Below are 22,338 nucleotides of genomic sequence, written 5' to 3'. Positions count from 1 at the left end.
CTTGAGGCGGCCGCTCAGTGCGCCGCGGCCGATCCGGCGCCGGACGCCCAGACATAGATCGCCGCGAACAGGAACAGCCACACCACGTCGACGAAGTGCCAGTACCAGGCCGCGAACTCGAAGCCGAGATGCTGGGCCGGTTTGAAGTGGCCGAGATAGACCCGGTACAGGCAGATCGCCAGGAAGATCGTGCCGATGAGCACGTGGAAGCCGTGGAAGCCGGTCGCCATGAAGAAGGTCGCGCCATAGATATGGCCGCTGAAGGCGAAGGTGGCGTGGGCGTACTCGTAGGCCTGCACGATCGAGAACAGGCCGCCGAGGAACACGGTCAGCCAGAGCGCCTGCTTCAGACCCTTGCGGTCGTCCTGCAGCAGCGCGTAATGCGCCCAGGTCACCGTCGTGCCCGAGGTCAGCAGGATCAGCGTGTTCAGCAGCGGCAGGTGCCAGGGATCGAAGGTCTGGATGCCCTTGGGAGGCCAGACGCCGCCGGTGAAGTCGTGGCGGGCGTACTGGATCGTTTCGCCGCTGAAGAGGCTGGCGTCGAAGAAGGCCCAGAACCAGGCGACGAAGAACATCACCTCGGAGGCGATGAACATCAGCATGCCGTAGCGATGGTGAAGCTGGACGACGCGGGTGTGGTGGCCCTCGTGCTCGGCCTCGCGCACCACGTCCATCCACCATGCGAGCATGGTGTAGAGAACACCGAGCAGGCCGACGCCGAAGACCAGGGGGCCGAGATGCATGCCGGCGACGGTCATCGCCTTCATCCACATGACCGCGCCGATGGCCATGATCGTCGCGCTGCTCGCGCCGACGAGCGGCCACGGGCTCGGGTCGACGAGATGGTAATCGTGGTTCTTGGTATGGGCCCCGGCCATCTTACTTTGTCTCCGCGTCCGACTCTGCTGCGCAGCGCTTGGTGCTGTCGCAGTTCTTATAGTTTCGACTTGCCCGCGTCACCCTTGCCATCCGCGACCGGCTGGCCGGCCTTGGACGGGAAATAGGTGTAGGACAGCGTCAATGATTTGACCCCGTTGAGATCGCGGTTCTGCTCGATCTCGGGGTCGACATAGAACACGACCGGCGCTTCCAGCGTCTCGCCCGGCTGCAGCGTATGCTCGGTGAAGCAGAAGCATTGCAGCTTGACGAAATAGGCGGCCCCCTGCGTCGGCGTGACGTTGAAGGTCGCGATGCCGGTGGAGACCCGGTCCGTCGTGTTGGTGATCTTGTAGAACACCGTCTGCGTCTCGCCGACGCGGAAGATGATCTCGGAGCTTTCCGGCTCGAAGCGCCAGCCCAGGGCCGGCGAGACATTGGCGTCGAAACGCACAGCCATCTTGCGGTCCAGGATGCGCCCGGCGGCCGCTGTCCCGACCATCGGCGTGCCGCCGAAGCCGGTGACCTTGCAGAACAGGTCGTAGAGCGGCACGGCTGCGAAGGCGAGGCCGGTCATGCCGACCGCAACGCCGGCGCAGATCAGCGCTGTCCGGCGCATTCTCGCATGCTGACGGTTCGATGGCGTCGCGGTCATCACAGCGGCCTGTTCATGATGGCCGGACCGGTCTTCACCAGCGTCACCACGAAGAAGAAAATGACCAGGCCTGCAAGGACCAGCGCCAGCGCGACCGAGCGGCGCCTGCGGCGTGCCATGTCCTCCGGAGAGAAGGCCGGCGGGATCTCGCGTTTCGGAGCTTCGCTCATCCTAGCACCTTGGGCAGGGCCCACATCAGGCCGAGGCTGTTCTCTGCCAGCAGCACGGCGAAGAGCAGGAAGAGGTAGAGGATCGAGAAGCCGAACAGCGCATAGGCGGCCTTGTGGGCGGCTTCACCCTCGGTCACGCGCAACACGCGGAAGGCCAGCGCGATCATGGCAAGTCCGGTCACCACGGAGACGACGAGATAGGCCAATCCGCCGAACCCCATCAGGGCAGGCAGGACCGCGACCGGCGCCATGACCAGCGAGTAGGCCACGATCTGCCGGCGCGTCGCGGCGGGGCCGGCGACATTCGGCAGCATCGGGATGCCGGCGCGGGCATAGTCGCCGGACTTGACCAGCGCCAGCGCCCAGAAATGGGGAGGCGTCCAGAGGAAGATGATCGCGAAGAGCACGATCGAGTGCAGGCCGAAATCGCCGGTCACGACGGCCTCGCCGATCATCGGCGGGAAGGCCCCGGCCGCTCCGCCGATGACGATGTTCTGCGGCGTCGAGCGCTTCAGCCACATCGAATAGACGACGGCATAGAAGAAGATGGTGAAGGCGAGCATCGCCGCCGAGAGCAGATTGGCGACGAGGCCGAGCACGATCACCGAGCCGACAGACAAGCTCAGCCCGAAGGCGAGCGCCTCGGATGGCAGGATCCGCCCGGCCGGAATCGGACGCTTGGCGGTCCGCACCATCAGCGCGTCGATATCGGCGTCGTACCACATATTCAGGCAGCCGGACGCACCGGCGCCGACCGCGATCGCGAGCAGCGAGGCGAATCCGATCACCGGGTGGATCGTACCGGGGGCCGTCGCCATGCCGCCCAGTGCGGTGACGACGACCAGGAACATCACCCGCGGCTTCAGGAGCGCGAAGAAATCGCGCGCCTCGCCGGTGGAGCTCTTCGCGCCATCGGTGCGGGAATCGAACCTGTCGAACGCAGCGGACATTGGTCTTGTCGTTTCACTCTTTACGACGGCCGCCAGCGGCCGTGGGGAATGAGAGGGAGCGGTCTTGCCGCCCATCTCCGGAACGCCGCAGGTGGCGCTCGGGGGAGGGGCGGCGGCGGGCCGGGGAGCCCGCCGCCAGATGGATCAGTGGTCCGAGCCGACGATGCGCGGCAGGGTCTCGAACTGGTGGAACGGCGGAGGCGAGGACAGGGTCCATTCCAGCGTCGTTGCACCTTCGCCCCACGGATTGTCCCCGGCGAGCTGCTTCTTCGAGAAGGCGACGATGACGCCGTAGAAGAAGATGAGCAGGCCGGCAGCGAAGATGTAGGAGCCGATCGACGACCAGAAATGCCAGCCGGCGAAGGCATCGGGATAGTCCGCATAATGACGCGGCATGCCGGCAAGGCCAAGGAAATGCTGCGGGAAGAACAGCAGGTTGGCGCCGAAGAAGGCGACCCAGAAGTGCAGCCTGCCGATCCAGTCCGGCATCACATAGCCCGACATCTTCGGGAACCAGTAGTAGAAGCCGGCGAAGATGCCGAACACGGCGCCGAGCGACAGCACGTAGTGGAAGTGGGCCACGACGTAATAGGTCGCATGCAGCGAGCGGTCGACGCCGGCATTGGCCAGCACCACGCCGGTCACGCCGCCGACGGTGAACAGGAAGATGAAGCCGATAGCCCAGAGCATCGGCGCGGTGAAGCGCAGGCTGCCGCCCCACATCGTCGCGATCCAGGAGAAGATCTTGATGCCGGTCGGCACCGCGATCACCATCGTGGCGAAGACGAAGTAGCGCTGCGTGTTGAGCGAGAGACCGGCGGTGTACATGTGGTGCGCCCACACGATGAAGCCGACGACGCCGATCGCCACCATCGCATAAGCCATGCCGAGATAGCCGAAGATCGGCTTCTTCGAGAAGGTCGAGATGATGTGGCTGACGATGCCGAAAGCCGGCAGGATCATGATGTACACTTCGGGGTGACCGAAGAACCAGAACAGGTGCTGGTAGAGCACCGGATCGCCGCCACCGGCCGGGTCATAGAAGGTGGTGCCGAAATTGCGGTCGGTCAGCAGCATGGTGATGGCGCCGGCGAGCACGGGCAGCGACAGCAGCAGCAGGAAGGCGGTGACCAGAACGCCCCAGGCGAACAGCGGCATCTTGTGCATGGTCATGCCAGGCGCGCGCATGTTCAGGATGGTGGTGATGAAGTTGATCGCGCCGAGGATCGAGGCAGCGCCCGCGAGGTGAAGCGCGAGAATGCCGAAATCGACCGAAGGACCTGGGTGGCCTGCCGACGAGAAGGGCGGATAGATCGTCCAGCCCGTGCCGACGCCGTGGGCGCCAGGTGCGCCTTCGACGAACATCGAGATGACCAGCAGCACGAAGCCGGCGACGGTCAGCCAGAACGAGATGTTGTTCATGCGCGGGAAGGCCATGTCCGGCGCGCCGATCATCAGCGGCACGAACCAGTTGCCGAAGCCGCCGATCACGGCGGGCATGACCATGAAGAAGATCATGATCAGGCCGTGGCCGGTGACGAAGACGTTGTAGCTCTGGCCGTTGGCGAAGATCTGCAGGCCGGGCTGCTGCAGCTCGATGCGCATCATGATCGAGAGGAAGCCGCCGACCAGACCAGCCATGATCGAGAAGGTCAGGTAGAGCGTCCCGATGTCCTTGTGATTGGTCGAGAGCAGCCAGCGCCGCCACCCGGTCGGGTGGGCGTGGGCGTCATCATGTCCGTGTGCGTGGGCGTGGGCGCCCGGAGCCGCAGTTGCCATGGATTCGTCTCCTCGTGCGAAATCTGTTCGCGTGAGTTCAGTCAGATCTGGTTCGTTCACTCGGCCGCGGCGGCGACCTTGCCGGCGGCGTCGCCGGCGCTGGCGAATTTCTTCTTCGATTCGGCAAGCCAGGCCGCATAGCGCTCGGCGCTCACGACGCGGAACGCGATCGGCATATAGGCGTGGTTCTGCCCGCAGATGAACGAGCACTGGCCATAATAGATGCCTTCGCGATCGGCGCGGAACCAGGTCTCGTTGAGACGGCCGGGGATGGCGTCGATCTTGATGCCGAAGGACGGCACGGTGAACTTGTGGATGACGTCGGCCGCGGTGACCTGGACGCGCACGACCTTGCCGACCGGCACGACCGCCTCGTTGTCGACAGCGAGCAGGCGCGGAGCCTCGGCTGCGGCGATCTTGTTGCTGGCGATCGCTTCGGCGCGCTGCTTTTCGTCGAGCATCAGCGAATCGAAGCCGAAGGCGCCGCCGTCCTGCGGATATTCGTAGGACCAGTACCACTGCTTGCCGGTGACCTTAACGGTCAGGTCCGACTGCGGAATCTCGAGCTGGAGCTTGAGCAGGCGGAAGGAGGGAATGGCGATGACGACGAGAATCAGGACCGGGATGACCGTCCAGGCCACTTCAAGCAGCGCATTATGCGTCGTCTTGGAGGGGACGGGGTTCTTCCTCTCGTTGAAGCGCCACGCGACATAGATCAGCAGCCCCAGCACGAAAATCGAGATCGTGAAGATGATCACGTTAAGCCAGTCATGGAACCAGTGAATGTATTCCGAGACCTCGGTGGCGGCGCCCTGCAGATTCATCTGCCAGGGCGAAGGCATGCCGGTGCCGGCCAGCGCACTTTCAGGAAGAAGCGTCGTCGCGCCCGCGGCGAGGGCCGCTGCGGCCACTGTTGCAATGGTCCTGCTCAGAAATCGCATCGGTCCGACATAGCTCCTGTGATCCCGTCGCGGCCCGCTGTCCTTGTCTATGCGGCCCACGCGCAACGAGGCCGGCTGATCGGCCCGCCTCGTTCTTCGGCATTGCGATAAATCAAAGATCACGCTTGCGCCAGAGGGGCAATGCAGGCCTTCCACGCAGCCCGTGCGGCATAATCACGCGAGGTCTCGGCCTCAAGAAGTGCTTCCGTTGTGGCTCTGTCCTTGACAGGGCGGGGTCTGCATGGTCCCAACGCAGGCACATTCGGAGCGTGATTGTTTTGTGTGGAAGCCCTTCTGGCATCCCTCAAAACATGGATCGCCCTCTCGAATATGATTAGAGACGGATGGCGGTTTTGTCGGAATCGGACGAACGATTCCCGCAAGGGCGATCCGGCTTCAGGGGGCGATGTCCGGCTATTCGTGCCGGTTTGAAGGGAATGACGGGGATGGGCAAGTTCATCGGACCTGTCTTCGCGGCTGCGCTGGCGGCCGTGGGCGTATGTCTGGGTTCGAGCAGCGTGGCTTTCGCCCAGGGCGCTGTGAAGTCGACGCACGGCGATTGGCAGTTGCGCTGCGAGGTGCCGCCTGGCGCCAAGGCTGAGCAATGCGCGCTCGTGCAGAATGTCGCGGCCGAGGATCGGCCGAATTTGACGCTGCTGGTGATCGTGCTGAAGACGGCCGACCAGAAGAGCCGGCTTCTGCGTGTCGTGGCGCCCCTGGGTGTGCTGCTGCCGTCGGGGCTCGGTCTCAAGATCGACGACAAGGACATCGGCCGCGCTGGCTTCGTTCGTTGCCTGACCACGGGCTGCGTTGCCGAGGTGGTGATGGACGATACGCTGCTCGGCCAGCTCAAGGCCGGAAAAAGCGCCACATTCATCGTATTTCAGACTCCGGAGGAGGGCGTGGGTATCCCCGTCTCGCTTTCCGGATTCGGGCCTGGCGTGGAGACCCTGCCGTGAATGACGTGATGCCTCGCCGGCTGACTATGCTGGCTGCTTCTGTGCTGTGCCTTGGCCTTGCCGGCTGCGGTTCGCGCTCGCCCGCGGGCGAGCAGAGCGGCATGCAGACGCTGAGCAATATCGTGATGTTCCAGTCGACCAAGCCACCTCCGCCGGTGGAGAAGCCGCTGGTCGATCAGGAGGCGGACTTCGTCTGCCCGAGCGTGACCATTGCCGATGGTGGCGCTGCCATTCGCGCCCAGTCCGGCCCCGATAGCGGTAGCCTGCGGCACCAGATTTCGATCCTGAACGTGGCGCGCGAGTGCACGCCGACGGGCGGTGGCGGCTTCAGGCTGAAGGTGGGTGCCGAAGGCCGTGTGCTGGCTGGTCCGGCCGGTGGCCCCGGCAGCTATTATGCGTCGATGAGCACGGAGGTCCTGCGCGGGACGACCGTCGTTGCACGCCGTGCGGCGCGCGTCGGCGGCACGATCTCGTCCGGTCAGGCGGGCACCGATTTCACCCATATCGAGGACGGCATTGTCGTCCCGGCGGGCAAGGGCGACGTCGAGATCATCGTCGGCCTCAACACCGCTGGCGCTGCGGCGCCGGCTCGCGCGCGGCGCCGGTAGTCCTGCAGTCGCGAATGGCGCCGGTGTTTGCCGTGAACTGAGGCAAGGCGCCGATTGACTCGAAGGCGGCGTCTTGTATCTGTGCTGACGCCGCATCATCCCCGCGGGAGAGACCGGGTCCGGACTTGTCCAGGCCCGGCGCCGAAGGCGCAACCGCCCCGGAAACGCTCAGGCAAACGGACCGCGTGGGAATTGGCGCTCTGGAAAGCGGCGGATGCAACTCCGCCCACCGACGGGTGTAACCTGTCCGGCTGATCCTGCCGGTTCGGGGAAATCTCTCAGGTCCCAAGACAGAGGGGGCGCGCTCCGGACATTCCGTCCGGGGCTTGCGCTCGATTCTGGAAGGGGCCGCCATGGCTGCCGAAGCCGTTGAAGCTGATGCCGCAGGCGCCGAGGCGCTGCTCAAGACCCCGCTTCATTCCCGTCATGTCATGCTCGGTGCCCGTATGGTGCCGTTTGCCGGTTATGACATGCCGGTGCAGTACCCGATGGGTATTCTCACCGAGCATAACTGGACGCGCGAGAAGGCCGGGCTCTTCGACGTCTCGCATATGGGGCAGGCCTTTCTGCTCGGGCCCGATCACGAGACCACCGCGCGCGCGCTCGAGGCTTTGGTCCCCGCCGACATCGTCAACCTCGCTCCCGGCAAACAGCGTTATTCGCAGCTCCTCGATGAGAATGGCGGCATCCTCGACGATCTGATGGTCACGCGCTCCAGCGAGCCCGACGAGGACGGCGCTCTCCTCCTCATCGTCAATGCGGCCTGCAAGACGGCCGACTACGCCCATATCGAGGCGCGCCTGCCGGCCAATGTGAAGCTCGTCCGCGCGGAACATCGCGGGTTGATCGCGCTGCAAGGGCCTGCTGCCGCTGAATCGCTCGCCGCGCTGGCGCCCGAGGCCGCCGAGATGGGCTTCATGAGTGCGCGCAGCATGAAGGTGGCGGGCGTCAAGGCCAATCTCAGCCGCTCCGGCTATACCGGCGAGGACGGCTACGAGATTTCCGCCGCGGCAAACAGGATAGGCGAGATCTGGGACGCGCTCCTGCTCGATCCGCGCGTCAAGCCGATCGGACTCGGTGCCCGCGATTCGCTGCGCCTCGAGGCAGGGCTCTGCCTCTACGGGCACGATATCGACACCACGACCTCGCCGGTCGAGGCCGGGCTGAACTGGTCGATCCAGAAGCGGCGGCGCGAGGAAGGCGGCTTCCCGGGAGCGGCCCGCATCCAGCGCGAATTCGCGGAAGGCGTTTCGCGCGTCCGCATCGGGCTCCTGCCCGAGGGCCGCGCTCCTGCCCGCGAAGGCGCCGATATTGCGACGCCGGAAGGCGAGATCGTCGGCAAGGTCACATCCGGCGGCTTCGGCCCGACGCTCAACGCGCCCTGCGCGATGGGGTATGTCGCAAAGGCCCACTCGGCTCCCGGCACGCGCCTTGACCTGATCGTGCGCGGCAAGCCGTTGGCGGCGACCGTCGCGCCGATGCCCTTCGTGCCCAACCGCTACAAGCGCTGATTCCCGACCCTATCCTGATCTGGAGGACCATCATGGCCGAGACCCGTTACACCAAGGACCACGAATATATCCGCATCGAGGGTGACACCGGCACCATCGGCATCACCGACTATGCCCAGGGCCAGCTCGGCGATGTCGTCTTCGTCGAGCTGCCTTCCGTCGGCAAGGCGGTCGCCAAGGGCGGCGAGGCTGCTGTGGTAGAGAGCGTCAAGGCCGCGTCCGAGGTCTATGCCCCGGTCTCGGGCGAGGTTGTCGCCGTCAACAGCGAGCTCGAGGCTGCGCCTGGCGCGGTCAATGAGGACCCGGCCGGCAAGGGCTGGTTCGTCAAGCTGAAGCTGACCAATCCTGCCGAGCTCGAGGGCCTGCTCAGCGAGGCCGAGTACCAGGACTACGTGAAGACGCTGTGAGCAGCGATTCATTGCCCATGACCTGAATGTCCGGTGCCGGGCGCGCGCTGCGCCCGGACCTGGAATGATCAAGGAAACCCCGATGCGCTATTTGCCCCTCACCGACACCGACCGCGAGGACATGCTCGCGCGCATCGGCGTTCCCGATATCGACGCCCTGTTCAGCGACGTGCCCACCGGCAAGCTGCTGAAGGCTCCGCTCGACCTGCCGCGCGCCAAGGGTGAACTCGAGGTCGAGCGCATCATGGGCCGGATGGCCGCCAGGAATGTCGCAGCCTCCGCGGCTCCGTTCTTCGTGGGTGCAGGCGCCTACAAGCACCACGTTCCGGCGACCGTCGATCACTTGATCCAGCGCTCGGAATTCCTGACCAGCTACACGCCCTATCAGCCCGAGATTGCGCAGGGCACGCTGCAATACCTCTTCGAATTCCAGACCCAGATCGCCGCGCTGACCGGCATGGAGGTCGCCAACGCCTCGATGTACGACGGCTCGACCGCGACCGGCGAGGCCGTGCTGATGGCTCACCGCGTCACCAAGCGCCGCAAGGCGGTCCTATCGGGGGGGCTGCATCCCCACTACACCGATGTGGTGAAGACCCTGTCCGGCATGGCGAGCGACGAGGTCGTGGCGCTGGCGCCCGATGTCGCCGCTAACGAGGACATCCTCGCGCAGATCGACGATCAAACATCCTGCGTCGTCGTCCAGTCTCCGGACGTCTTCGGCAATCTCCGCGACCTGAAGCCGATCGCCGACAAGGCCCATGCCCATGGTGCGCTTCTGATCGCCGTCTTCACCGAGGTCGTGTCGCTCGGCGCGGTCACGCCTCCAGGCGCGATGGACGCCGATATCGTCGTCGGGGAAGGCCAGTCGATCGGCAATGCGCTGAACTTCGGTGGTCCCTATGTCGGCCTCTTCGCCGCCAAGACGAAATATCTGCGCCAGATGCCGGGCAGGCTCTGCGGCGAGACCGTCGATGCCGACGGACATCGCGGCTTCGTGCTGACGCTCTCGACCCGCGAGCAGCACATCCGGCGCGACAAGGCGACGTCGAACATCTGCACCAATTCCGGCCTCTGCGTGCTGGCCTTCACCATTCACATGACCCTGCTCGGCGAGGCCGGGCTCGCGCGTCTGGCCGAGCTCAATCACGCCAATGCCGTGAAGCTGGCCGACATGCTGGCCGGCGTGAAGGGGGTGAAGCTGCTCAACGACAGCTTCTTCAACGAGTTCACGCTGAAGCTGTCGAAGCCGGCGGCCGAGGTCGTCGAGGCGTTGGCCGAGAGGGGCGTGCTTGGTGGGGTGCCGGCCTCGCGCCTGCTGCCGGGAGCCGGGCTCGACGATCTGCTGATCGTCGCCAATACCGAGATCAACACGGATGAGGATCGGGCGGCCTTCGTGGCGGCGCTCGTGGAGGTGCTGTGATGCTGAACCGTCAGGGACGTCCCACCCAGGCTGCTTCCTCCGTGGATCATGGCCGCGAGACCTTCACCGGCAATCGCGCGCTGCAGCAGATCGAACCGCTGATCTTCGAGATCGGCCATCATGAGACGACCGGCGTCGATATCGAGAAGCCGGCGCCGTTCAAGAGCCGCCTCGGCAAGCATGCGCGCAAGGACGGCATCGGCCTGCCCGGTCTTTCCGAGCCGGAGACGATGCGTCACTACGTCCGCCTGAGCCAGAAGAACTACGGCATCGACACCGGGCTCTTCCCGCTCGGTTCCTGCACGATGAAGCACAATGCCCGCCTCAACGAGAAGATGGCGCGGCTGCCGGGCTTCTCGGACGTCCATCCGCTCCAGCCGGTTTCGACCGTGCCGGGCGCGCTCGAGCTGATGCTGGAGCTCGCGCGGTACCTGATGACGTTGACCGGCATGCCGGCCGTGGCGCTGTCGCCCAAGGCCGGTGCCCATGGCGAGGCCTGCGGGATGATGGCGATCAAGGCCGCCATTGCCGCCAAGGGCGAGGGCGAGACCCGCAAGGTCGTGCTTGTGCCGGAATCGGCGCACGGCACCAACCCGGCGACCGCGGCGCTGATCGGCTTCGAGGTCCGGTCCGTCCCGGCGCGCCCGGACGGCACGGTGGCGGTCGAGGACGTCAAGGCCCTGCTCGGGCCGGACATTGCCGCGATCATGCTGACCAACCCCAATACCTGCGGCATCTTCGAGCCGCAGATCGTCGAAATCGCGGCTGCCCTGCATGCGGCCGGCGCGTATTTCTATTGTGATGGCGCGAACTTCAACGCCATCGTCGGCAAGGCGAAGCCGGGTGACCTCGGCGTCGACGCCATGCATATCAACCTGCACAAGACCTTCTCGACGCCGCATGGCGGCGGCGGCCCAGGCGCCGGTCCGGTCGTGCTGTCGAGCAGGCTGGCTCCCTATGCGCCGGTGCCTTTCATCCATGTCGAGGGTGGTGCGGCGCGGCTCGTGGAGCACGCCGGCGACGCGCCGGCGGGCAATGATCCCTTCGGCCGCATGACCGCCTTCCACGGCCAGATGGGCATGTATGTGCGTGCGCTCGCCTATATGCTGAGCCATGGCGCCGACGGCATGAAGCAGGCCTCCGAGGATGCGGTGCTGAGCGCCAACTACATCCGCGCCGGCCTGTCCGACCTGATGTCGCTGCCGTTTCCCGACCACCCCTCGATGCACGAGGCGCTGTTCGACGAYRAGTGGCTGRARGRCACSGGCGTCACCACGCTCGACTTYGCCAAGGCGATGATCGACGAGGGGTATCACCCGATGACCGTGTATTTCCCGCTGGTCGTCCATGGCGCGATGCTGATCGAGCCGACCGAGTCGGAATCGAAGGCCTCGCTCGACCTCTTCATTGCGACGCTGCGCGATCTGGCCATGGCCGCGAAGGGCAATGACAAGGCCCGCTTCACCGCGGCGCCGCACCATGCCCCGATCCGCCGTCTCGACGAGACGCGCGCTGCCCGGCAGCCGATCCTGAAATGGGTGAAGCCGGAGCCGATAGCAGCTGCGGCTGAGTAAGGATGCTTAATCGATAGGGCAGCGATCGGACGCTGCCCTATCGTCATATCCCCTCGCGGTCTTAAGCATTCCTTGACCATGTGCGAGGATGATTTCCTCGGTGCGTGTTTTCGCACCTTGGGAACAGTCGATGTATCGCTCTTTTGTCCGGAGCTCCGCAGTTGCCGTTGCCGCGCTCGTTCTGACGGTCGGCATCGCTCGTGCACAGGAGCCGAGCTACGGCCCCAACACCTATGACCGCACGCTTGAGGCGCTGATCTCCCATGAGGAGATCGCGTCGCGTGGTGGCTGGCCCAGGCTCGCCGGCAGTGTCTCCGCCCTGAAGCCGGATTCGCAGGGGCCGGATGTCGTCGCACTGAAGCAGCGCCTGATGTTGAGCGGAGATCTGCCGCCGACGGCCTTGCCCGGCGACATCTATGACGCTGCGACGATCGCAGCCGTGAAGCGCTTCCAGGTTCGTCACGGCCTGTCCGATCTCGGAACGGTCGGCCGCCTGACGCTCAAGGCGCTGAACGTTCCCGTTGAAGTCCGGCTGAACCAGCTGACCGCGACCCTGGAGCGGCTGAAGAGCAACGGCTTCGTCTTTGCCGAGCGCTATGTCGTCGTGAACATCCCCGGCGCCAGCGTCGAGGCGGTCGAGAACGGCGTGGTCCAGCGCAAGCATCTCGCGGTTGTCGGTCGCCCCGATCGACCCTCGCCGGTGCTCCAGGCCAATATCACCTCGGTGAACCTCAACCCCTACTGGACCGTGCCGACCTCGATCGTGAAGGCCGACATCATCCCCAAGATGCGCAAGGAGCCCGACTTCATCGTGAAGTCGAACATGCGCCTTCTCGGAGCAGAAAATCGGGAGATCGATCCGGCGACCGTGAACTGGGCAGGCCTGACCTCGCCGTATTTCACCGTTCGGCAGGATTTTGGACCGCTCAACGCGCTTGGCCAGCTCAAGATCGACATGCCGAATACCGAGGCGGTCTACATGCACGACACGCCGAAGAAGACGCTGTTCCGTTCGGATGTTCGCTTCAACTCTTCCGGCTGTGCGCGCATCGAAGGGGTGCGCGACCTCGCCGCCTGGCTGCTCGAAGGCACCGAGTGGACCGAGCCGGTGATCGTGGCCGAGATCGCCAAGGGCGAGCGCAAGGACATCCGGCTGAAGAAGGCGGTGCCCGTGGCCTGGGTCTATCTGACCGGCTGGCAGGGCGCCGATGGGCTGGTCCAGTTCCGCGAGGACATCTATGGGCTGGACACGCCGCAGGGCATCGTCACATCGACGATCCAGGCGCGCAAACCCAAGCCGAAAGTACAGCCCGCCAAGCTCGAGGCGCGTCCGGCACCGGCTGCTCCGAGCCCGGTTGCAGCCCCTGCCAGGGCCGCGACTGTGAAGGCGGTCACCGCCGTCAACTGAGGCGTCAGGGCGCCCGGAGGATCGCCATCACGTCGCTGATGGCCTGGGCGCGCGCCGCGACATCCGTCCCGATCGTCACCTTGCCGTCCGGGCGCTGCGAATAGGCCGCGCGGCGCTCCCGGAGCGGCAGGTCCGGATGGTCGAAATCGTGATAGGCGCCGGCGAAGCCCACGAAGCGCGCTCCGCCTTGCCGTGCCAGCGCCTGGCAGGGCGCCGCTGGTGTCCAGTCATCTGCCAGTCCCTGAAGGATCGTCGTCGGCACCCGAGCGCGCCAGCCGCGTTTCAGCAGGACCCTGCAGCCAGGATAGAAGGCGATGATCGCCCGAAACCCTCCGGGGCCCGCGGCCGCGCGATCGGCGGCGACATGGAGCGCTGTCGAGCCGCCATTCGACCAGCCGATCAGATGTATCCCGGCGGGTTTGGCGAAGGGCTGACGGGCGAGCCAGTCGGCGGCGCCGAGGGCATCGCTGGCGCGATCCGCCGGCCGCAGCGCACGTTCGCGGTCATTGCAAAGCGCTACGATCCCGCGCGGGCGAAAACTGTCGGGCAGGAGCACGAGGAAGCCAGCAGCGACCAGCCTGGCACTCCAGTCGCTCTCGCGTGCGCTAAGCCCTCCAGAGGCTCGCCAGAGGCCGCTGCAGCCGTGCAGGGCAACCACGGCGGGGAAGGGGCCTGTTCCAGCGGGCTTGGCGATCCAGCCGGTCAGGACGGTGCCGTCGCGTGACGAGAACGAGACCTCCTCCATTGCGCGGGCCGGCATGGCGCAGGCGAGCACAACAATCGTGGCCAGTGCCAGGCGAGCGATCAGGATGGGGCCTCCATCTCGGCGAGGTTCTATGTGCTCGGCCGAATCCGGCGCGCGCAGGATGTGAAAACGACAACGCCGCAAACCCGGAGGTTCGCGGCGTCGCATTCCCTGGCTGAACTGATCGCTCAGTTCAGCTTGGATTTGATTTCCTTCAGACCGGTCGCGAACAGGCTTTCGGCAGCCTTGCCGCCCATCTGGCTGCGCAGGATGCCTTCGGCGGCCAGCGTAGCGGCCTCGGCGGCGGCAGCGCGGACTTCCGCGGCAGCCTCCATCTCGGCCTGCGCGATCTTGTCCTCGGCGGACTTGGTCCGGCGGGTGACGAAATCGGCGAGCTTCTCCTCAGCCTCGGTGGCAAGGCGGATCGCCTCGTCCTTGGCTGCGGCGACGATCGCCTCGGCTTCACCTTCGGCAGCCTTGCGCTTCGCCTCGTACTCGGCGAGCAGCTTGGCAGCCTCCTGACGCAGCCGGCGGGCTTCGGAAAGCTCGCGGGCAATCTTCTCGCCGCGCGAATCGAGTGCGCTCAGAAGCGACTTGTGGACGCCAAAATACCCCAGAATGCCGAGGAAGATGACGAGGGCAACCGCAACCCAGACGGTATCCATGGTTCGGTCTCCTCAGGCGCTCAGGACGGACTTGACCGCGGCAGCGGTCTCGGCGTCGGTGGGGCTCTGACCCGTCAGCTTGCCGACGATCTCGGCGGCAGCGCCGGCAGCGATCGTCTCGACATGCTTCATCGCGGCGGTCTTGCGATCCGCGATTGTCTTCTCGGCGGCTGCGAGCTTGGCGCCGAGCTCCGCTTCGGTTGCGTGACGCTTGGCATCGGTCTCGCGAGCGCTGGCGGTGCGAGCCTCCTGAGCGATGGCCTGGGCGTTGCGGCGGCTTTCGGCGAGCGCGTGCTCATGGTCCTTGGCGACGGCCTCGACCTTGGCGTGGATCTCGGTGGCCTGGTCGAGATCGCGAGCGATCGTCGTGCTGCGTTCGGCCAGAACCTCGCCGACACGCGGCAGGGCGATCCGCGACATGAGCCAATAGAGCGCACCGAAGCTGATCGCGAGCCAGAAGATCTGACTGGCGAAGAAGGTCGGGTCGAAGGGGGGGAAAGCGCCCTTCGCGAACGCCGTGTCGGCCGAAACCGCCATAACGCTGGCGGCGGCTGATACGACCCCGATGCGCTGTGCGCGGGAAGCGCGAACCTGCATGGAACGCCTCTGAAGGTTGCGTCAACGAATGACGGCTCCGCGGCGCATGATAACGCCTGCGGAGCCGCAGTGAATGCTCGTCAGACGACGAAGAGCAGAACGAGCGCGACGACGAACGCGAAGATGCCGAGACCTTCCGCGAGCGCCGCGCCGATGAAGGCGCGCGGGAACTGACCGTCGGCAGCCGACGGGTTGCGCAGGGCGCCGGACAGGAAGTTGCCGAAGATGGTGCCGACGCCGATAGCGGCGAGGCCCATGCCGAGGCTGGCGAGACCAGCGCCGATATACTTAGCTGCGACGGGATCCATAGTCTTTCTCCGATGTAAAACAGTTGAGAGTGGTGGAAGGGTGAAGTCTCGCGAGCTCGCCCGGTCAGTGTCCCGGATGGAGAGCGTCGTTGAGATAGACGCAGGTCAATATCGTGAAGACATAGGCCTGCAGAAAAGCGACGAGGAACTCAAGCGCGGTCAGCGCGACGGCCAGGAACAGCGGCAGCGGCGCCAGTGTGGCGTAGATGCCGGCGCCGGTCAGGGCGACGACGAAGCCGCCGAAGACCTTGAGCGCGATGTGGCCGGCCAGCATGTTGCCGAACAGGCGCAGGCTGAGCGAGATCGGCCGGGACATGAAGGAGACGGCTTCGATCAGGACCATGAAGGGCAGCAGCCAGCCCGGCACGCCTGACGGCACGAACAGGCCGAAGAAATGGCTGCCATGCTTCGTGATTCCGTAGACCAGCACGACGGTGATCACGAGGAAGGCGAAGGCCGCCGTCACGATGATCTGGCTTGTGACGGTGAACGAACCCGGGACCATGCCGAGCATGTTCGCGGTCAGCACGAACATGAAGAGCGAGAACACGAAGGGGAAGAAGCGCATCCCGTCCCGACCCATCACGCCTGTGATGGTGGACGCGACGAACTCGTAGAGCATCTCGGCGAGCGACTGCAGGCGGCCTGGAACCGTCGCCCGCTGGCTGGAGCCATAGATCATGATGGCGGAGATCACCGCGACGGCCACCACCATGAACAGCGAAGCATTGGTGAAGGACAGATCGAGGCCGAACGGCCGCAGGCCCAGGATCGGCTTGATCTCGAATTGGTGGATCGGATCGATTCCGCCGCCAGCCGCCATAAGTCACCCCTAAATTGCCCCGGTTCGGGGCACTGCAAACACATTCAACGTTCCGGTTCGCCGCCCTTCGGTGAGGAAGGGCGCGTTCCGAGCCGATAGGCGGAGCGCAGGCCGGCGATGGTTCCGATCACCAGGAAGGCGATCAGCAGGAACGGCGACGTTCCCAACCACCGGTCGCCGAAATACCCGATCAGGGCACCAGCGATAACGCCGCCAGCCATATCCGTGGCCGCGCGAAAACCTGATGACATCGCGCCAGCAAGCGCTTTGTCGGGACCCGCCTTCTCTGAATCCGCCTTTTCGGCGGCTTCAGCACGCCCGAGGGCGGCCTTCAGCGAGTCCAGTCTTTCCCGCAACTTCGGATCGGAGCCGTTCGGGTCGGATTCAGACATCAGCAACTCCCTTCCGACCGTGTCATGGCCACGACCGCGTCCGAAATTGCCACGAACCTGTCCGGACCCGCAGGCCGAGCCGTTGTCAGCGCGTTTCCTTTATTGTCCGCTCCGGCGACTGTCAAGGCATGGGGATTGGTGTTAAGTTGTTGAAATTATTTGATATTAGTGCTTTGTGCGGCATTCTTGCCGCATTGCGAACCCGAATGTGGCTTTTTTTCAGACGGCTTCGCGGATTTGTTCCGCTGTTGCGAGGTCGACCGAGACCAGTTGGCTGACCCCTCGCTCGGCCATGGTCACGCCGAACAACCGTTCCATGCGCGCCATGGTAATGGGGTTGTGGGTGATCAAAATGAAGCGCGTCTCGGTATTTCGGGCCATATCGTCGAGCAGATCGCAGTAGCGCTCGACATTGGCGTCATCGAGCGGCGCGTCGACCTCGTCGAGCACGCAGATCGGCGAGGGGTTGGTCAGGAACACGGCGAAGATCAGGGCGGTCGCGGTCAGGGCCTGCTCGCCGCCGGAGAGCAGCGTCATCACCTGCGGCTTTTTGCCCGGGGGGCGCGCGAAGATTTCCAGCCCCGCCTCGAGAGGATCCTCCGAGTCGACCAGCCGGAGCTCGGCCGTGCCACCGCCGAACAGGATGCCGAACAGACGCTGGAAGTGTTCGTGCACCACCTCGAACGCGGCCAGCAGCCGCTCGCGGCCTTCGCGGTTCAGCGCGCCGATGGCCTGGCGCAGGCGCCGGATCGCCTCGCTCAGGTCGTCGCGCTCCCCTGTCAGGCCCGCGCGCTTGGTCTGGATTTCGACGAGCTCGTCCTCGGCACGCAGGTTCACAGCGCCCAGACGTTCGCGTTCGGTCCTCAGGCCTGCGAGGCGACCTTCGATTTCGGCGGGATTCGGCAGCGCTTCGCCCGGCTTGATCAGAGTCAGTTCCTGGAGCCCGGCGAGCCCTGTCTCGAGCCCGTCCTCGATCTGCCGCTCCACATCGACCAGGCGCTGTCGGGCTGCCTCCAGGCGCGCCTCGGCGGAGGCGCGGACCTCGCGTGCACCAGAGAGGGTTTCCAGGGCCGCTCTGGCCAGCCGATCGGCCTCAGCCTGGGCGGTCTCCGCCGTGGCCAGGCGGTCAGCCGCCTCGCGGCGTGCCGTCTCGGCCGCCTCGATCTCGCCGACCAGGCGCCTGCGCTCGACCAGGAAGGTGTCCGGTGCGTCGAGCAGCGCCTTGCGCTCGATCTCCGCAGTCGCGATGCGCCGCTTCGTCTCGTCAGCGGTCTGGGCGCTCGCCCTGGCTCGTTCCTGCCAGGCCCGGATATCGACGAAGATCGTGGCGCGGCGTCGCTCGCGAAGCTCCGCCTCTCGCGCCAGGGTCTGGACGCGGGCACGCGCATCCGAAGCGGCTGCGCGCTGTTCACTGAGGACGGCGCGCGCCTTCAGGAGGACGCTTTCGAGCTCGGTCGCCGGCGCCAGGGCGGCGAGCGCCTCTTCGGCTGCAGAAGCCTGGGTCGTCGCTTCCGCGATCGCCTGGCCCAGGCGGGCGACGGCCTCATCGAGAGCCGAGCGGCGCGCGGCTGTCTCGCCGGCCTTGCGCTCGGCGCTTGCGAGCCGCTCTCGGGCCTGATCCAGATCGCGGCGGGCGAGCCGCACGGCTTCGACGGCGGCCGTTTCAGCCTGCGCGGAGGCGCGAACCGTCTTGCTGGCGGTATCGAGGCCCTGCCGCGCAATCTCTGCAGCTTTGCGCGCGGCCTCCGCCTCGCGTTCGAGGTCGCCAAGGCGATTCTTTTCGGCGAGGCGGCGGGCCGCTGGGGATGGGGCCTCCGCCGCGCTGGTGAAGCCGTCCCAGCGCCAGATGTCGCCTTCGCGTGAGACCAGGCGCTGGCCGGGCTGCAACGAGGCGCGAAGCCTCGCGCCCTCTTCGCGCGGCACGATGCCGACCTGGGCCAGGCGCCGCGCCAGGGCTTGCGGACCGCGCACATGCCGGGCCAGCGGCTCGGCGCCATCGGGAAGGGCAGGGTCCCCCGCAGCATTGCCCATGTCGCGCCAATGAGCCGGGGCAGCAGTGTCGGAGGCGGCGTCGAGATCGTCGCCAAGGGCCGCACCAAGTGCGGTCTCGAACCCTTTCGTGACGCTGATCGCTTCGAGGATCGCCGGCCAGCGATCGCCGGCCGCCGGTGCCAGAAGTTTCTGCAGCGTGCGGATTTCCGTGTCGAGGCGCTGGGCTGCGCGATCTGCCTCGGCCAGCGGCGCGCGCAGCCGGGTCTCTTCTTCTCGGGCTGCACCCAGAACAGCTCTTGCGCTGGCTGCCGCCGAATCCATCTCCAGCATGGTCTCCTCGGCCTGAGCACGCGCGCCCGTCAGCCTGTCGAGTTGAGCCGCGGCATCATCTGCGTCGAGCGCGGCAAGGTCGCGACGCAACCTGTCCTGCTCCGCGACATTCCTGGCCTCGCGGTTCCGGGCGTCACGGAGCGTCCGCTCCATGGCGTCGCGGCGGGCCGCGAATTCCGACAATCTGGCCTGTGCCGTGGAATGCTCACCCTCTGCCTGAAGCAGGATCGCTTCGGCCTCGGCCAGCGAGGCTCCTGCAGCCTCTCCCACGGTCGTGGCCGCGCTGGCTTCGCCGGCAAGCGTCTCATCCTCTCCGGTCAGCCGCGCGAGACTTTCGGCGGCATCGTCGGCGAGCCTGTCCTGGCGCGTCAGATCGCTCTGCAACTCGGTCAGGCGCTTGCCAAGCTCGTCTGCGCGTAGCTTGGCGCGTCTGTTTGCCGCCTCGAGCTCATCAAGGCCGCGCTTCAGCCTGACCAGGGCGGCGGCTGCGGCGGCCTCGGCCTCGCGTAGCGCCGGCAGCGCATGCGCCGCGACGGCCTGATGGCGTGCCGCTTCGGCCTGGATGCCTGTCTGTTCGGCAACGCCGCGGACCGCCGCTTCCAGGGCCCGATCGGCAGCGGCCGCATGTTCGCGCGCGTCGCGATGGGCGATCAGGGCGAGCGTCGCCTCGGCACGGCGGATGTCGGCGGCAAGGCTGCGATAGCGCCCGGCCTGCCGCGCCTGCCGCTGCAAGGCGTCGACCTGCGTGCCGATCTCGCCAAGCACGTCCTCCAGCCGCGTCAGATTTTCTTCCGCCCCCCTGAGTCGGAGTTCGGCCTCGTGTCGGCGGCTGTACAGGCCCGCGATGCCGGCGGCGTCTTCAAGGATGCGGCGACGCGATTGCGGCTTGGCGGCGATCAGTTCGCTGATCTGCCCCTGCCGCACCAGGGCCGGCGAGCGGGCTCCGGTCGCCGCATCGGCAAAGAGCAGTTGCACGTCGCGGGCGCGCACCTCTTTGCCATTGACGCGATAGGTCGAGCCTTCCTCGCGCTCGATCCGGCGGGTCACTTCGAGGACATCGGTATCGTTGAAGGCCGCGGGAGCCTTGCGGTCGCTATTGTCGAGGGTGAGCGCGACTTCGGCCATGTTGCGGCCGGGACGTTCGGAGGATCCGGCGAAGATGACGTCGTCCATGCCGGACGCGCGCATGTTCTTGAACGAACTCTCGCCCATCACCCAGCGCAGGGCTTCGACGAGATTGGACTTGCCGCAGCCATTGGGGCCGACGATTCCCGTCAGGCCTGGCTCGATCAGGAACTCGGACGGCTCGACGAAGGTCTTGAAGCCGGTCAGCTTGAGGCGCGTCAGATGCATCGACGCGCCTCATCGTCCAGGGTGGCAGGATGGCGCGTGGGCTTAGCCGGCCAGCAGCGGCTCGAGGATCTTGTCGAATTCCGCGATCGAAAGCGCACCTGCACGCTTTTGCCCGTTGATGAAGAAGGTCGGCGTCGAGTCGACGCCAGCCTTGGCCCCGCGATCCTTCACTTGTGTGACGGCGTCATAGATATCCTGCCGTTTCAAGCAGGCTTCAAAAGATTCCTGTGTGAAACCGGCCTGCTTCACCATCGCGGCCAGCGCATCGACCGGCTTCTCGGTGAAAGCCCAGTTGCGCTGCTGATCGAACAGCAGATCCGACATCGGGTAGTATTTGTCGTTGCCGTTGCAGCGCGCCAGCATGAAGCCCGCCGTCGCCAGCGGATCGAGCGGGAATTCGCGCAGCGTGAAGCGCGCCTTGCCGGTGTCGATATATTTCGCCTTCAGCGCCGGCCAGGTATCGCGGTGGAAGCTCGCGCAATGGCTGCAGGTCAGCGAGGCGTATTCGATGATGGTGACCTTGGCGTCGGGCTTGCCGAGCCAGACATCGCCCAGAGGGCCGGCGACAGCGAGGTCGGCAGTCGCGGATTGCGCCCGGGCCGGAGCGGAACCCAGCATCGCGGCGGCTGCGATCCCGGCCGCGCCGGTCAGAAGCTGTCGCCTGTTCGTCATCGTGCAATATCCTAAGGGGCCAAATCGGTGTCGGGACCATAGTGGCCAACACGAATGTGGCAAGATCGGTTCACGGGGAATGACGGCTTCCTCACGAAGCCGTGTCATCTCGTGGTGGCGGATTTCTGAGCGACGCCCAGGCCGAGCCGTTCCAGCGCGGCCCGCAGTCCCGGGTCTTCGATATGGGCGACCTGCTGCGCGATCCGCCCAACGAGGGCCGGGTCGGGCGGCGGAGGCGCCGGCTTCTGCTGCGGGGCCTCGACCGGTCCCTGTTTCAGCACGAGCTTGCCGACGGCACGCCAGCCGAGATGGGTGTTGACCCGCTCGAGGACCACGGGCCCGAGTTGTTGCATGTCGAGCGCGAAGGCGCCCTCGACGCGCACCACGAGCGTTGCCGGTTCCGATGTCTCGCCGGGCGCCGGGCGTCGGCGCGGCCAGTCAATCTTGAGCGGCCGCGATCGTGCTGCCAGCCGCTCGCCGACAATCTCCGGCCAGTGCGAGACGATGGCGCGCCCGGCAAAACCCTGGGCGGCGAGCGCCGGCGCAAGGCAGTCATCGATCAGGTCGGCGAGGGGTTTGGCAGCCATGCTCTATTCTGGGACCGGCGCATCGGCGCGACAAGGGCAGAAGCTGTATCAGCTGTTCCGGTGACGTCGCCACTCCTCGGCGCTGATCTCCCAGATTTCCGAAAGATGCCGGCCGCCGACATAATCGCGCATCTCGGCCCGGATGACGCGCATGCCGCCACTCTCGGAGATGCGGCGGGACGCGGTGTTGTCGGCGGCCTTCGGCACGCGCAGCACCGAACGCCCGAGGACATCGAACCAGAAATCGGTGACGGCGGCGGCCGCTTCGCTCATCAGCCCTTGTCGCTGCCAGGGCAGACCGAGCCAGAAGCCGCGGTTCTCGTCCTCGCCCTCCCTGAGCGAGATCAGGCCGACGAGTTGGCCGGGCTCGCTCTTCAGCCGCAGGCTCCAGTGCCATTCCGTACCTTGCGCCATTCCTGGCACGGCGACCTCATGCAGATAGGCGAGCGCGCCGTCGGGCGGGTAGGGCCAAGGCACCCGCCTGGTGAGATAGCGCACGATCTCCCAGTGCGGAAACAGCGCCTGGATCGCTGGTGCGTCATCGAGCGTCAGCGGCTTGAGGATCAGGCGGCGCGTTTCGAGGGCGGGGATGGCTTGCGTTGCTGTCGACATG

General features: G+C 66.0%; 23 protein-coding genes and 2 riboswitches. Of the genes, 7 read left to right on the top strand and 16 right to left on the bottom strand.

Going from position 1 to position 22,338, the window contains the following annotated elements; all coding sequences use genetic code 11:
• Positions 1 to 14: 14 nt before the first annotated feature.
• From AC1DW9_RS16470 to coxB, 6 genes are all read right to left on the bottom strand, one after another.
• Complete coding sequence (locus tag AC1DW9_RS16470; RefSeq protein WP_441506442.1) at positions 15 to 878, bottom strand: cytochrome c oxidase subunit 3; 864 nt, start codon at positions 876 to 878, stop codon at positions 15 to 17.
• Between the two features lie 56 nt (positions 879 to 934).
• Positions 935 to 1,531 carry a cytochrome c oxidase assembly protein gene (locus AC1DW9_RS16465; RefSeq protein ID WP_441506443.1) on the bottom strand — a complete coding sequence of 199 codons (597 nt, stop codon included), beginning with the start codon at positions 1,529 to 1,531 and terminating at the stop codon, positions 935 to 937.
• A complete protein-coding gene (locus AC1DW9_RS16460) occupies positions 1,531 to 1,701 on the bottom strand; it encodes a DUF485 domain-containing protein (protein ID WP_141739979.1) in 171 nt (56 codons plus the stop codon). The genes AC1DW9_RS16465 and AC1DW9_RS16460 overlap by 1 nt, the downstream gene beginning before the upstream one ends.
• Complete coding sequence (locus AC1DW9_RS16455; RefSeq protein ID WP_476776300.1) at positions 1,698 to 2,651, bottom strand: heme o synthase; 954 nt, start codon at positions 2,649 to 2,651, stop codon at positions 1,698 to 1,700. Before AC1DW9_RS16455 ends, AC1DW9_RS16460 begins: the two co-directional genes overlap by 4 nt.
• A gap of 144 nt (positions 2,652 to 2,795) precedes the next feature.
• Positions 2,796 to 4,430: a cytochrome c oxidase subunit I gene (gene ctaD, locus AC1DW9_RS16450; protein WP_441488910.1), complete on the bottom strand. Its 1,635-nt coding sequence runs from the start codon at positions 4,428 to 4,430 to the stop codon at positions 2,796 to 2,798.
• A 56-nt stretch (positions 4,431 to 4,486) separates the two neighbouring features.
• Complete coding sequence (gene coxB / locus AC1DW9_RS16445; RefSeq protein WP_441488911.1) at positions 4,487 to 5,371, bottom strand: cytochrome c oxidase subunit II; 885 nt, start codon at positions 5,369 to 5,371, stop codon at positions 4,487 to 4,489.
• 446 nt (positions 5,372 to 5,817) lie between these two features.
• Between coxB and AC1DW9_RS16440 the strand changes: the two genes are divergently transcribed.
• The 7 genes from AC1DW9_RS16440 (at position 5,818) to AC1DW9_RS16410 (ending at position 13,261) form a co-directional block, all read left to right on the top strand.
• A complete protein-coding gene (locus AC1DW9_RS16440) occupies positions 5,818 to 6,330 on the top strand; it encodes an invasion associated locus B family protein (RefSeq protein ID WP_441488912.1) in 513 nt (170 codons plus the stop codon).
• Positions 6,327 to 6,938, top strand: a complete 612-nt coding sequence (locus AC1DW9_RS16435) for a hypothetical protein (RefSeq protein ID WP_441506444.1) — start codon at positions 6,327 to 6,329, stop codon at positions 6,936 to 6,938. Before AC1DW9_RS16440 ends, AC1DW9_RS16435 begins: the two co-directional genes overlap by 4 nt.
• A gap of 94 nt (positions 6,939 to 7,032) precedes the next feature.
• A riboswitch (glycine riboswitch) is annotated at positions 7,033 to 7,132 on the top strand.
• A 4-nt stretch (positions 7,133 to 7,136) separates the two neighbouring features.
• Positions 7,137 to 7,234, top strand: a riboswitch (glycine riboswitch).
• Between the two features lie 57 nt (positions 7,235 to 7,291).
• Entirely contained in the window at positions 7,292 to 8,449 is a 1,158-nt protein-coding gene (gene gcvT / locus AC1DW9_RS16430; protein WP_441506445.1) for a glycine cleavage system aminomethyltransferase GcvT, read from the top strand.
• A 32-nt stretch (positions 8,450 to 8,481) separates the two neighbouring features.
• Positions 8,482 to 8,856 (top strand): glycine cleavage system protein GcvH, encoded by a 375-nt coding sequence (gene gcvH, locus AC1DW9_RS16425; protein ID WP_113512857.1) that lies wholly within the window; start codon positions 8,482 to 8,484, stop codon positions 8,854 to 8,856.
• A gap of 82 nt (positions 8,857 to 8,938) precedes the next feature.
• On the top strand, positions 8,939 to 10,279 hold the full coding sequence (gene gcvPA, locus AC1DW9_RS16420) for an aminomethyl-transferring glycine dehydrogenase subunit GcvPA (RefSeq protein WP_441488916.1): 1,341 nt from the start codon (positions 8,939 to 8,941) through the stop codon (positions 10,277 to 10,279).
• Positions 10,279 to 11,853 (top strand): aminomethyl-transferring glycine dehydrogenase subunit GcvPB, encoded by a 1,575-nt coding sequence (gene gcvPB / locus AC1DW9_RS16415; protein ID WP_476855129.1) that lies wholly within the window; start codon positions 10,279 to 10,281, stop codon positions 11,851 to 11,853. Before gcvPA ends, gcvPB begins: the two co-directional genes overlap by 1 nt.
• 130 nt (positions 11,854 to 11,983) lie before the next feature.
• Entirely contained in the window at positions 11,984 to 13,261 is a 1,278-nt protein-coding gene (locus tag AC1DW9_RS16410; RefSeq protein ID WP_441506446.1) for a L,D-transpeptidase family protein, read from the top strand.
• Positions 13,262 to 13,265: 4 nt separating this feature from the next.
• Here AC1DW9_RS16410 and AC1DW9_RS16405 read toward each other — a convergent pair whose 3' ends face one another.
• From AC1DW9_RS16405 to AC1DW9_RS16360, 10 genes are all read right to left on the bottom strand, one after another.
• Complete coding sequence (locus tag AC1DW9_RS16405) at positions 13,266 to 14,021, bottom strand: dienelactone hydrolase family protein (protein WP_441506447.1); 756 nt, start codon at positions 14,019 to 14,021, stop codon at positions 13,266 to 13,268.
• Between the two features lie 173 nt (positions 14,022 to 14,194).
• Entirely contained in the window at positions 14,195 to 14,671 is a 477-nt protein-coding gene (locus AC1DW9_RS16400; protein WP_441488920.1) for a F0F1 ATP synthase subunit B family protein, read from the bottom strand.
• 12 nt (positions 14,672 to 14,683) lie between these two features.
• A complete protein-coding gene (locus AC1DW9_RS16395) occupies positions 14,684 to 15,268 on the bottom strand; it encodes a F0F1 ATP synthase subunit B family protein (protein ID WP_441506448.1) in 585 nt (194 codons plus the stop codon).
• Between the two features lie 80 nt (positions 15,269 to 15,348).
• Complete coding sequence (locus AC1DW9_RS16390; RefSeq protein WP_043231023.1) at positions 15,349 to 15,576, bottom strand: F0F1 ATP synthase subunit C; 228 nt, start codon at positions 15,574 to 15,576, stop codon at positions 15,349 to 15,351.
• A gap of 64 nt (positions 15,577 to 15,640) precedes the next feature.
• On the bottom strand, positions 15,641 to 16,399 hold the full coding sequence (locus AC1DW9_RS16385; protein ID WP_441506449.1) for a F0F1 ATP synthase subunit A: 759 nt from the start codon (positions 16,397 to 16,399) through the stop codon (positions 15,641 to 15,643).
• Positions 16,400 to 16,443: 44 nt separating this feature from the next.
• Positions 16,444 to 16,791: an AtpZ/AtpI family protein gene (locus AC1DW9_RS16380; protein WP_113512844.1), complete on the bottom strand. Its 348-nt coding sequence runs from the start codon at positions 16,789 to 16,791 to the stop codon at positions 16,444 to 16,446.
• 219 nt (positions 16,792 to 17,010) lie between these two features.
• Positions 17,011 to 20,466 carry a chromosome segregation SMC family protein gene (locus tag AC1DW9_RS16375; protein ID WP_476855128.1) on the bottom strand — a complete coding sequence of 1,152 codons (3,456 nt, stop codon included), beginning with the start codon at positions 20,464 to 20,466 and terminating at the stop codon, positions 17,011 to 17,013.
• Between the two features lie 42 nt (positions 20,467 to 20,508).
• On the bottom strand, positions 20,509 to 21,138 hold the full coding sequence (locus AC1DW9_RS16370; protein WP_441488923.1) for a DsbA family protein: 630 nt from the start codon (positions 21,136 to 21,138) through the stop codon (positions 20,509 to 20,511).
• A gap of 104 nt (positions 21,139 to 21,242) precedes the next feature.
• Positions 21,243 to 21,725: a DUF721 domain-containing protein gene (locus tag AC1DW9_RS16365; RefSeq protein ID WP_441506452.1), complete on the bottom strand. Its 483-nt coding sequence runs from the start codon at positions 21,723 to 21,725 to the stop codon at positions 21,243 to 21,245.
• A gap of 48 nt (positions 21,726 to 21,773) precedes the next feature.
• Positions 21,774 to 22,337 (bottom strand): GNAT family N-acetyltransferase, encoded by a 564-nt coding sequence (locus AC1DW9_RS16360; RefSeq protein WP_441506453.1) that lies wholly within the window; start codon positions 22,335 to 22,337, stop codon positions 21,774 to 21,776.
• Position 22,338 lies beyond the last annotated feature (1 nt).

The sequence above is a fragment of the Allobosea sp. P4_E12 genome, from assembly GCF_056401655.1.
This window is presented reverse-complemented; position numbering and strand designations above follow the sequence as displayed.